We start from the raw sequence: 10,468 nt of genomic DNA, 5'->3' as shown, positions 1-10,468 counted from the left end.
GCGGTCCACCGCAGCGGCGACGCGCGCGGCCCCTGGCACCCGGAGCAGTCCCTCACCGTGGCTGAGGCCCTGGCCGCAAGCACCGACGGCCGCACGACGACCGCCCCGGGCATGCCGGCCGATCTCGTTCTCGTGGACCGCAACCCACATGAGGCAGCAGGTATGCCGGGCCCGGAGGCCGCGGCATACCTGCGCGCAGTCGGGGTCGAGGCCACGTTCGTCGCCGGCCTCCGAACCCACTAGTTGCGGACGTCGGGAGGTTTCTCAGCCCTTGTCCGCGCCGGCGTTGGCGCCTGGGTGAAGAAGCGCTGGAAGATGATGAAGACCAACGCTGTCGGGATCGTCATCAGGAGGGCATACATCATCTTGATCGGATACTGCGTGCCCGATCCGAGCCCGCCGGAGGTGAAGCCGGCGACGCCGCGCGTCACGGTGTAGAGCTCCTCACGATCGGTGGCGATGATGAAGTGCCCCAACTCGTTCCACGACCCACACGATCCCGGGCACGGACATCACCGCGAGGATCGCGGTGAAGAGTGCGCCCCGGCCGCGGAACTTCAAGCGGGCCAGCGCATATCCGGCCAGCGAGCAGAAGAAGACCCGAGCCGCCGTGACGATCAGCGTCACCCAGACGGAGTTGAAGAACCAGCGGAAGAAAGGCGTCTCCTGGAGCCGTTCGAGGGCCTCTGTCGTGAACGGGTGCGGGATCAGGCTCAGCGCGTTGTTGCTCGCGTCGGTCTGGGTCTTGAACGAGGTCACCAACTGGATGATGAAGGGGAATATGTACAGCAGCGCGAAGAGGACCAGCAGCGTGTAGAAGAGGGCCTTCTTGGTGCCGCTGGAGCGCTGGGCGACCTGCCCGCCGTCACTCGCCGACGATGCGCGCGTCTCCACCTTGGTGAGGGCGTCGGCCTCGGCTGCCGTGACCCGAGGATCGGGTGTTCCGTGTGCGTCGGTCATGCCGGCACCTCCTTCTTGGCTGCCCGCCGTTGTTCTCGGGCGAGCTTCTTCTCCCGGGCCGCGTCCTTGTCCCGCAGCAACCAACGCTGCAGCTGGGTCAGGCCGAAGATCAGCAAGAAGAGCACGAAGGCCATCACTGCGCCGCGGCCCCACTTCTGGGCATCGAAGGCGGCGGAGTACGACAGGTATGCCGGCGTCAGCGTGGTCTTGGCGGGTCCGCCCTGGGTCATGACGTACATCTGGTCGAAGACCTGCCACGTGCCGATGATGCCGAGCGTCACCACGAGGAGGATGGTGGGTCGCAGGTGCGGGACGGTGACATTCCAGAAGCGCTGCCGCGCCGTCGCACCGTCGACCATCGCGGCTTCCTCGACCTCGGTGGGCAGGTCCTGGAGCGCCGCGATGAACATCAGCATGAACGTCCCGGCGGTGGTCCAGATGACCTGGAGCATGATCGAGGTCATCGCTACCGAGGGGCCCTTGACCCATTCCCACAGCGACAGGTTCAGGACCTTGGTGCCTGTCAGGCCGGACGGTGGCTGGTCGATGTTCCACAGGCCGACCCAGTTACCGAGGAGATGGATCAGCCCACGCGGGTCTGCGAACCAGTTGGGCCCGTGCACGCCGAACCACGCCAGCACCCCGTTGATCGCGCCGGATCCGGCGAAAAGGAACAGGAAGACCAGGGAGATCGCGACGGAGGAGACCACCGACGGGAAGTACAATTCCGTCCGGAAGAAGGTGCGGCCCTTGAGCCAGCGCTGGTTGACCAGCACGGCCAGCAGGAGTGCCAGCACGGTCTGCAACGGCACGACGCCCAGCACGTAATAAAAGGTGTTGCGCAGCGAGGTCATGAAGTCCTGGCGCGCCAGGCCCTGCTTGGTCAGCAGGTCGGAGTAGTTCTTCAAACCGATGAACTCGGTGTTCCCGCCGAAGGGTGACCCGCGGCCGGACCAGTTGCTCACCGAGACCCACAGGGCCATGCCGATCGGGATCACGAGGAAGAGACCGAGGATGATGATCATCGGCGTCACGAAGAGCCAGCCCGCGACGGGCTGACGCATCGGATCACCGGTCTTGCTACGCGCCATGGTGATGTCCTTGGGCTGTAGGCGGATCAAGCAGGTCGGCATGGGCCGGCGGAGCGCATGCTCCGCCTTCCGGTGCCAGGTGGGTGCTGCGCCGGGCCGGTCGCAGGGGAAGGCCGGCCCGGCGCAGAGTCGGTGTCAGCCGCCGATCGCCGAGGCGGCGTTCTCGTCGAATGCCGTGGTCGCGCCCGCGATGTCGGCCGTGCTCATCTTCTCGAGCTGACTGTTGAGATCGGCGACAACCTCGGTCATGTCCGGCAGGTTGATCGGGCCGTGGCCGTACTCACCGCCGGCGACGAAGGCGGCATCCTCGGGGTACTTCTCCTTGTAGGTCTCGGCGGCGTCGGTACGCGACGGCATGACGCCGAAAGCGTCGGCGAAGGCCATCTGCTGCTCGGCGGTGGTCAGGGACTTGATGAGGTCCTTGGCAGCGTCCTTGTTCTGGCTGTCGGCGGCCAGGCCCCAGCACTGGGTGAACATCAGGGTGCCCTTCTGGGCGCCGGCGGGCAGTTCGACGGTCTTGTATTTGACGTCGGGGAAGTCGTTCTTCATGGCGCCCTTGATCCAGTTGCCCTCGATGACCATCGCGGCCAGCTGCTTGCCGAAGGCCTCCCCACCCCAGCCCGCGCCGAGGTCGTTGGACATCTGGAAGTTGCCGGCCTTGACGTGTCCTGGACATACTTCAGGGCGTCGGTGACCTTGGCGTCCGCGGCGGCACCGGCGGTGTTGTCGGCGTTGAGCCACCACCCGCCGTTCTGCACGACGAAGGCCCCGAGCCGGTCGATGCCGACGCCGATGCCGAGCCCGGCGACCTTGCCGCTGGTGAGCTTCTTGGACACCTCGGTCAACTGGTCCCAGGTGGTGGGGATGTCGGCGTCGGTCAGACCGGCCTTCTCCCACATGTCGGTGTTGATCTGGAGGGCGAGGGAGGAGAAGTCCTTGGGCACGCAGTACTGCTTGCCGTCGTAGGTGACGTCCGCCGCCGCCTTGACGGCGGCCGTCTCGCGTCGCCGGAGGAGGCGATGAGCATCTTCAGGGCAGCGCCGGTCGGCACCGAAGCCGAAGCGGAGGCCGATGCCGAGGCCGACCCGGAAGCGGAGGCGGAGCCGCCGGCGCCGGAGGACGTGGTCTCCTCGAACCCGCCGCCACCGCAGGCAGCGAGGGTGAGGGAGCCAAGCGCGGCGACGGCGAGGGGGACGCCGCGGCGGGCGGTGGTGCCTGCCATGAGTTCTCTTTCTCGTCGGGCCGGCCGGTCGACCGGTCGGGGGGTATGCCGAGTGGCGGGGTGGGAGCGGTGGCGTGCGGTTATCGGGTGGAACTGGAGCGGATCGTCAAGCCGGGTTCGACGAGCAGCCCGGCCGCCGGCGGGGGAGCGCCGCCGAGCCGGTCCTGCAGGAGGCCGAGGAGGTGATCGGCGATCTCGTACAGGGGCAGGGCCACGCTGGTCAGCGACTCGATCTCCGCGATGACGGAGGCGTCGAAACCGCAGATGCCGATGTCCGTGCCGGAGCGCCACCCGCGGGCGGCAGCGGCACGCTCGACACCCAGCGCGAACATGTCGGAGGCGCAGGCGATCGCGCCGCCGCGCCCGACCTGGTCGAGCAACGGTCCGGCAGCCGCGGTGGCGGCGCCCAGATCCTGCACGGCCATGGCTTCGGGGCCCAGCGGCATGCTCCGGTCTTCGTGGACGGCGGCCCATCCGCGGCGGCGATCGTCGCCGACCTGCGACCCCGCCGGCCAGCCGAGGAAGCCGACTGTCGAATATCCTTGGGCGAGAAGGTGTTCGGTGGCAATGCGCAAACCGTGCGCACCGTCCACGTCGGCCCACGAGGTCAGCTCCGGGCGACCCCAGAGGCGGCCGAAGGCGGCATACGGGATGCGCGCGCCATCCAGCCAGTCCGGCCGCGGGTCCCCCTCGTGGGTGTCGGCGAGGATGAAGGCGTCGACGAGCTGGCTGCGGACCATGTCCTCGTAGCCCGACAGGAGCGGGTGCTCGCTGGTGGTCCCGAAAGTGACGATGTGCCCGTTGTGGGCCGGGGCGCGCTCACTCAGGGCGAGCACGAAGGGAAAGCTGACGGCATTGCGGGTGGCCGATCCGGTCGCGTTGAGTTCGAAGCCCACGGCGCCGGTGCGCTGCGAGCGCAGGCTCTGCGCGGCATTCGAGGGCCGGTATCCGAGTTCGTCGATGACGCGGCGCACGCGCTCCAGCGTGGGTCCCTTGACGCGCTCGGGGTGGATGAGGGAGTTGCTCACCGTCTGGCGTGACACGCCTGCCGCATCGGCGACTTCGCGGATCGTCGCCCGTCCCGCCATCGTGGTCATGCCCTTCACCTCGTCTCCCTTTTCTCAACCGCTAGGCTGCTGTGAACGTTCAATTCTTACCACTGATCGTGATCGACTAGGGTGAGTTTGAACGATCAAGTTGTGGCAACTGGGGACCCCATCCGGGCCCCTGTCAAGCCGTGAGCCGCGATTCCGCGTAGAAGAAGAGGGACTGTGACCAGCGACAAAGGCCGCCAGCCCTGGCTGCACGACCGGCAGGTCGCCGTCTACGGCAATGCCACCGTCCTGTCGGCGCCCGACGCGACGATCGGCGACCTCGGCACGGGCCTGATCGTCGACGACCGGCTCGTTCTGGGACGGCTGCGGATGACGCTCGACGGCGAAGCGCCGCGGGTCATCGCACAGACCTCCTCTGGTGCGCTGACGAGCGTCTGGGCGTGCGCACGCAATATTGGCGACACCGGCCCGGACCCGACCGTCGAGGTGCATATCCGTCGTGAGGTCGTCGCCGGTGGGCTGCAGGAGACCATCTAACTGATCTCCCGCGCCGCCGACCCGGTCTGCGCCCCTGTTCGACTTGCAATCGGCTCTGCCAGTTGTGAACTCGCCGACGTCAAACACGGGCACGTGCCCATGAGCGCACCGGCGGTCGTCGCCGTGGGCGAGACGCTCGAGTGGGCGGATCGGCGCCACCGCACCAGCGTGCGCACCTCGCCGGCCGCGGATCTCGCGGTGGCCGACGAACCGGCTTCGACGGCATACTTGACGTGGGTCGTCGACCTGGCCCATGGGGTGCCGGTCACGCTGCGCGCCGAGGTGCGGGCGGAGCGCTCCGGCGCCTCCCTCTTCGACGCCGACCCGGGCGCCCCGCTCGTCGACTGGTCGGGCGTGTCCATGCGCGCCGGCGATCAACGGCTGGCCAAGCTCGTCGCTGGCGGCCTCGCCGACCTGCGCTGCCTGCTGCTGACGGACCCGCAGGAGCCGCGCGATGTCTTCCCGGCGGCCGGAACTCCTTGGTACCTCACACTTTTCGGGCGGGATTCGATCTGGGCGGCGCGGATGCTCCTGCCCGTCGACCTGGAAGTAGCGGCCGGCACGCTCCGCACGCTGGCCCGGCGGCAGGGCCGGCAGGACGACCCGCAGACGGCCGAGGAACCGGGCAAGATCCTCCACGAGGTCCGGCGCACCGTCTTCGTCGACTCCGACCACGGCATGGAACTGCCGCCCGTCTACTACGGCACGGTCGACGCCACGGCCCTGTGGGTGGTGCTGCTGCACGACGCCTGGCGCGCCGGCATGCCGCAGGACCAGGTGCGCGCCCTCCTGCCCAACCTGCAGTCCGCCATGGCATGGATCCAAGGCGCCGCCGACAACGAGACCGGCCTGCTGCGCTATATCGATGCCACCGGGCACGGCCTGTCCAATCAGGGGTGGAAGGACTCCGGCGACTCGATGCGCCGCCGTGACGGCTCGATCGCCCCGGCACCGATCGCGCTTGTCGAAGCGCAGGCGTATGCCGTCGAGGCGGCGGCCGATGCCGCGCACCTGTATGACGCATTCGGCCTCACCGGCGGGGAAGACGTGCGGGCCTGGGGCAAGACCTTGGCCGAGCGGTTGCGGGAGCGCTACTGGGTCAGCGACGAGCGGGGCTCCTACCTCGCCATGGCGATCGACGGTCAGGGGCAGCCGGTCGACGGCGTCGGCAGCAATATGGGGCACGTGCTCGGCACCGGCGCACTCACCGACGACGAGGTCGAGACCACAATCGCGCGACTGAACTCTCCGGATCTGTTGGGAGAGTTCGGGATCGGCACCCTGGGGCGGGGGAACCCGGCATACAACCCCATCGGCTATCACACCGGATCGGTCTGGACGCACGACTCCGCCATCGCATTGCTGGGCATGGTCCGGGAGGGTCGCGGCGCAGATGGCGTGGCTATCGCCCGTGGTCTCGTCGACTGCGGCGCGGCACTCGGATATCGGGTGCCGGAGCTTTACGCCGGCGAATCGGCCGCCGGGGCACCGGCGCCGTATCCGGCGTCCTGTCGGCCGCAGGCGTGGGCCGCGGCCTCGGCAGTGGCCCTCGTCTCGGCCGTCCTCGGTCTGGTGGTCGACGTGCCCGGTCGCCGGATCGCGCTCTCGCCGATGCGGCCGGCGCCGTTCGGTCCGGTGACCGTGACCGGGCTGCGCTTCGGCGCGACCCGCTTCACCGTCGAGGTCGACGCCACGGGCAATGTGGGAGTGTCCGGGCTGCCCGTCGACGTCGAGGTCGACATCCGGTAACCTAGAACATGTGTTCGATTCTCGGCCGCATGCGGGACCTCCCGGGTGGCCGAGCGCCGTGCCCCCGCCCGGCGTGTCCGGCTGGGAGGTGCCGGCGGTGTCGTGGCTGCTCGACCACTGTCCCGCCGACTATCGGCTGTATGCCGGGTGGCGCCGTCATCCCGTCGCGCTTGCCTGGCTGACCGAGCGGCACGTCGAGGCCCAGCTGATCGCCATGCGCCAGGCCTATCGAGAGGCACGCGTCGAGATGAGCGATTATGTTCCGCCAGAAGGAATTTCTGAGCTCATGAACGGGCTGGAGCGGGAGGGGGTGCGGCTGCTGGCGGCCGCTCGTGGCGTCAAACTCATCCACGAGGCGCTGCAGGGCAAGACCTTCGTCGCGAAGCTGTGACGACCGGCTTCGACAACGTCCGCCGTGGGTGTCTCACCGAGCCGGGCGGGCTGCTCTGTGACAGCACACGCCCCCATTCCACGCCCAGGAGAAAATGATGCTGCGCTCCATACCCGTCCTCGCCGTGACCGTGACCCTGACTCTGCCGCTCGCCGCAATGGCCGTGTCCGAGGCCTCGGTCCCCGCCGGCGCCCCCGTCACGGCCGCCACGGCGCCAGCCGGCGCAGCAGGGCAACCGGTCGTCATACGCTCCTGACATCACCCCCGACGGCCGATATGTCGTCTTCCTCTCGAACGCGACCACCCTGGTCGCCGGCGACACCAACGGCAAGCGCGACGCCTGCCGCACGGACCTTGTCACCGGCGCCGTCGTGCGGGTCAGCGTGGGGACCGGGACCGCCGACGATCGTGTGATGCGCGTGCCGATTCGGCGCAGATGAGCGGCGCGCCCGCGACCGGCGCGTAAACTTTAAGGGTTTACGCGCCGCTCGACCCCGCGGCATACCACCCTGGAAGGACCGGGCGCACTCGTGAGTCTGCTGGAGTCAATCACCGGCCCCGCCGCCGTCAAGGCCCTCACGCCGGAGCAGTTGCCCCAGCTGGCCGGCGAGATCCGCCAGTTCCTCATCCATTCGGTTTCCAAGACCGGCGGCCATCTCGGCCCCAACCTCGGCGTCGTCGAACTCACGATCGCCGTGCACCGGGTCTTCGACAGCCCCGACGACGCCATCGTCTTCGACACCGGCCACCAGTCCTATGTGCACAAGGTGCTCACCGGACGGCAGGACTTCAGCGGCCTGCGCGCCCGGGGCGGCCTCTCCGGCTATCCCAGCCGCTCCGAGTCCGAACACGACATCGTCGAGAACTCCCACGCCTCGACGTCGCTGTCCTGGGCCCACGGCATCGCGCGGGCGCGGCGGCTGCAGGGCGAGACGGGACGGCATACGGTTGCCGTCATCGGCGATGGGGCACTCACCGGCGGCATGGCGTGGGAGGCGCTGAACAATATCGCCGCCGACAAGCAACTCCCGCTGATCCTGATCGTCAACGACAACGAGCGCTCCTATGCCCCCACCATCGGCGGGATGGCCGACCACCTCGCCACGCTGCGCACGACCCAGGGCTACGAGCACTTCCTCGAGTGGGGCAAGACGACGCTGCGCAAGACCCCACGGGTGGGCGGGCCGGTCGAGCGCGCGCTCCACGGCGTCAAGAAAGGCATCAAGGATATCGTTGCGCCCCAAGGTCTTTTCGAAGATCTTGGGTTGAAGTACGTCGGGCCGATCGATGGTCACGACCCGGTCGCCCTCGAGGCCGCACTGCAGCGCGCCAAGGCTTTCGGCGGCCCGGTCATCGTGCATGTCCTGACCAAAAAGGGTCGCGGCTACGAGCCGGCCCGCCGCGACGCGGCCGACCGTTTCCACGCCGTCGGCGTGATCAACCCCGAGACGGGGCTGCCCTTCGAGATCGCCGGCCGCAGCTGGACCGAGGAGTTCGCCGACGAGATGGTCGATCTCGGTGCCGAGCGCTCCGATGTCGTCGGCGTGACGGCGGCGATGACCATCCCGGTCGGTCTGGGCCCGTTCGGCACGACGTACCCGGAGCGGCTCATCGACGTCGGCATCGCCGAGCAGCATGCCGTCACGATGGCGGCCGGGCTGGCATTCGCCGGCCTGCACCCGGTCGTCGCCGTCTATGCGACCTTCCTCAACCGGGCCTTCGATCAGCTGCTCATGGACGCGGCGCTGCACAAGGCCGGCATCACGCTCGTGCTCGACCGCGCCGGCATCACCGGACCTGACGGCGCGTCCCACCACGGCATGTGGGACATGACCATCTGCGGAGCGATACCCGGCCTGCGACTGAACGCGCCGCGCGACGGGGCGACCGTGCGCCGGGCCTTGCGCGAGGCGGTCGACGTCGCCGACGCCCCCACGGTCATCCGCTTCCCCAAGGGGACCGTCGGCGATCCGCTGGAGCCGGTGCGCACGGTCGACGATCTCGACATCATGGCCGACCACACCGACGGGGGCGAGACCGACCTGCTCCTGGTCGCGGTCGGCTCCATGGTCCCGACGGCCATCACGGTTGCGGAGAAGCTCGCCGCCGAGGGCGTGCGCTGCTGCGTCGTCGATCCGCGCTGGGTTATCCCGGTGTCCGATTCCCTTGTGTCGCTAGCTGCTTCGGCGCAGCGCGTCGCGGTCATCGAGGACAACCTCGTCATCGGCGGGATCGGCAGCCAGGTCGAGACTGCGTTGCGCGCTGCGGGGCACGATGTGCCGGTGCGCTGCTTCGGCATACCGCGCGGCTTCCACGACCACGCCTCCCGCGGTCAGGTGCTCGACCTCATCGGCCTGACCCCCGAGGCCATCGCCGCAGCCCTGACCTGAGCGCCATGTGGTACTGGTTCTTCAAGTTCATCGGCCTCGGTCCGGCCGCGTGGTTCTGGCTCCGGCTGCGCTGGTCCGGCCGCGAGCACCTGCCCCGCAGCGGCCCGGTGATCCTCGCCGCGAACCATGTCTCCTTCCTCGACCCCATCGGGGTGAGCATGGGAGTGCCGCGCAAGGTCGTCTACGTCGCCAAGACGAAGTACTACTCGGGCCGCAGCCTCGGCGGACGCTTCCTCGCCTGGTTCCTGCGCGCCATCGGCCAACTGCCGATCGACCCCGAGAGCGCCTCCACCGCGAATCCGGCGATCGAGACCGCCCGCCGGCTGCTCACCGACGGGGGAGTGGTGGCGATCTTCCCGGAAGGTACTCGCTCACCCGACGGCCGCCTCTACCGCGGGCGCACCGGCGTCGCCCGACTGGCCCTGCCGAGCCGGGTCCCCGTCATACCGGTGGGCATCGTCGGTAGCCGGGAGGCGCTGCAGGCACTCCCCAGGCGATCTCGCGGCATACGCATCATCTATGGTGCGCCAGTTGACCTTTCGCCGTGGTACGACCGCGCCGACGACCCCGACGCCTGGCGCGAGGCGACCGACCTCCTCCTAGCCCGCATCGCCGCGCTCACCGGCCAGGAGTATGTCGACCGCTATCCCACCGCCGACGAGATCGGCAAGCGCGACAGCGCCTGACCTCCGGCCCCCCCGAGGAACCTCTGCTGATATGTGACTGGTTTCTGTCAAGTGGCAGGGTGAAGCGGGGTCTGCTGTGGCCTGGAGCAGACCCCGCTTCGTCGTTCAGGGGTGGGTGGCCGGGAGGCAGTCGTGTCAGGCGACGCGCGGTCAGTCTGATATTCGCGGGTTGGTTACCGCATTACCTTGTTTCGGCTGGAGAGTCGGGTGCTTGTCTAGGATCGAGCGTGCCCGGTCAAGGGTGCTCATAGCAGACTCGCTGGTCCTCTCCTCGCGCTGGCGCCCGGTCACCCGGTGTGGTTGTCCCTGAACGGGTTTGAGGGTGGTGTTAGTCGTCCATCACGGCCAGGGACCAGCACCAGCCGGCCAGTTCGCGGGCGATGGCGG

At 68.8% G+C, this 10,468-nt stretch carries 11 protein-coding genes and 1 pseudogene; 6 read left to right on the top strand and 6 right to left on the bottom strand.

Translation table 11 applies throughout. The annotated features are described in order from the left end of the window. A pseudogene (locus BN11_RS23430) lies at nt 1-243 on the top strand (amidohydrolase); the annotation flags it as partial. Here the strand turns inward: BN11_RS23430 and BN11_RS24605 are convergent. The 6 genes from BN11_RS24605 to BN11_RS05010 form a co-directional block, all read right to left on the bottom strand. Further along, nucleotides 240-431, bottom strand: a complete 192-nt coding sequence (locus BN11_RS24605) for a hypothetical protein (RefSeq protein ID WP_201329218.1) — start codon at nt 429-431, stop codon at nt 240-242. The pseudogene BN11_RS23430 and the gene BN11_RS24605 overlap by 4 nt on opposite strands. A gap of 13 nt (nt 432-444) precedes the next feature. Beyond that, nucleotides 445-960, bottom strand: coding sequence for a carbohydrate ABC transporter permease (locus BN11_RS24600; RefSeq protein ID WP_048695292.1), 516 nt, complete (start codon nt 958-960; stop codon nt 445-447). Next, nucleotides 957-2,051, bottom strand: coding sequence for a carbohydrate ABC transporter permease (locus BN11_RS05020; protein ID WP_201329217.1), 1,095 nt, complete (start codon nt 2,049-2,051; stop codon nt 957-959). Before BN11_RS05020 ends, BN11_RS24600 begins: the two co-directional genes overlap by 4 nt. Before the next feature lie 135 nt (nt 2,052-2,186). Then, entirely contained in the window at nt 2,187-2,693 is a 507-nt protein-coding gene (locus BN11_RS25565; protein ID WP_053084010.1) for an extracellular solute-binding protein, read from the bottom strand. Continuing rightward, entirely contained in the window at nt 2,597-2,995 is a 399-nt protein-coding gene (locus BN11_RS25560) for an extracellular solute-binding protein (protein ID WP_407667972.1), read from the bottom strand. Before BN11_RS25560 ends, BN11_RS25565 begins: the two co-directional genes overlap by 97 nt. A 358-nt stretch (nt 2,996-3,353) precedes the next feature. Further along, nucleotides 3,354-4,370: a LacI family DNA-binding transcriptional regulator gene (locus BN11_RS05010; protein ID WP_048695286.1), complete on the bottom strand. Its 1,017-nt coding sequence runs from the start codon at nt 4,368-4,370 to the stop codon at nt 3,354-3,356. Nucleotides 4,371-4,544: 174 nt separating this feature from the next. Here BN11_RS05010 and BN11_RS05005 point away from each other — a divergent pair, with 174 nt between their 5' ends. The 5 genes from BN11_RS05005 (at nt 4,545) to BN11_RS04985 (ending at nt 10,081) form a co-directional block, all read left to right on the top strand. Next, a complete protein-coding gene (locus BN11_RS05005) occupies nt 4,545-4,865 on the top strand; it encodes a glycogen debranching N-terminal domain-containing protein (RefSeq protein WP_048695284.1) in 321 nt (106 codons plus the stop codon). Between the two features lie 99 nt (nt 4,866-4,964). After that, nucleotides 4,965-6,614: an amylo-alpha-1,6-glucosidase gene (locus BN11_RS05000; protein ID WP_048695282.1), complete on the top strand. Its 1,650-nt coding sequence runs from the start codon at nt 4,965-4,967 to the stop codon at nt 6,612-6,614. A 10-nt stretch (nt 6,615-6,624) separates the two neighbouring features. Continuing rightward, nucleotides 6,625-7,005, top strand: coding sequence for a hypothetical protein (locus BN11_RS04995; protein ID WP_235435365.1), 381 nt, complete (start codon nt 6,625-6,627; stop codon nt 7,003-7,005). A gap of 530 nt (nt 7,006-7,535) precedes the next feature. Next, the gene (dxs, locus tag BN11_RS04990; RefSeq protein ID WP_048695276.1) at nt 7,536-9,395 is read left to right on the top strand and encodes a 1-deoxy-D-xylulose-5-phosphate synthase; all 1,860 of its coding nucleotides are present in this window, start codon (nt 7,536-7,538) and stop codon (nt 9,393-9,395) included. 5 nt (nt 9,396-9,400) lie between these two features. Next, nucleotides 9,401-10,081: a lysophospholipid acyltransferase family protein gene (locus tag BN11_RS04985; protein WP_048695273.1), complete on the top strand. Its 681-nt coding sequence runs from the start codon at nt 9,401-9,403 to the stop codon at nt 10,079-10,081. Nucleotides 10,082-10,468 lie beyond the last annotated feature (387 nt).

Origin of the sequence: Nostocoides australiense Ben110, from assembly GCF_001050535.1 — a bacterium.
Lineage (GTDB): Bacteria > Actinomycetota > Actinomycetes > Actinomycetales > Dermatophilaceae > Nostocoides_A > Nostocoides_A australiense.
This window is presented reverse-complemented; position numbering and strand designations above follow the sequence as displayed.

Coding starts and splice junctions, on each gene's coding strand:
- BN11_RS05000 (WP_048695282.1), top strand. CDS start 4,965: ATGAGCGCACCGGCGGTCGTCGCCGTGGGCGAGACGCTCGAGTGGGCG.
- BN11_RS25565 (WP_053084010.1), bottom strand. CDS start 2,693: ATGTCCAACGACCTCGGCGCGGGCTGGGGTGGGGAGGCCTTCGGCAAG.
- BN11_RS04985 (WP_048695273.1), top strand. CDS start 9,401: ATGTGGTACTGGTTCTTCAAGTTCATCGGCCTCGGTCCGGCCGCGTGG.
- BN11_RS24600 (WP_048695292.1), bottom strand. CDS start 960: ATGACCGACGCACACGGAACACCCGATCCTCGGGTCACGGCAGCCGAG.
- BN11_RS05020 (WP_201329217.1), bottom strand. CDS start 2,051: ATGGCGCGTAGCAAGACCGGTGATCCGATGCGTCAGCCCGTCGCGGGC.
- BN11_RS05010 (WP_048695286.1), bottom strand. CDS start 4,370: ATGACCACGATGGCGGGACGGGCGACGATCCGCGAAGTCGCCGATGCG.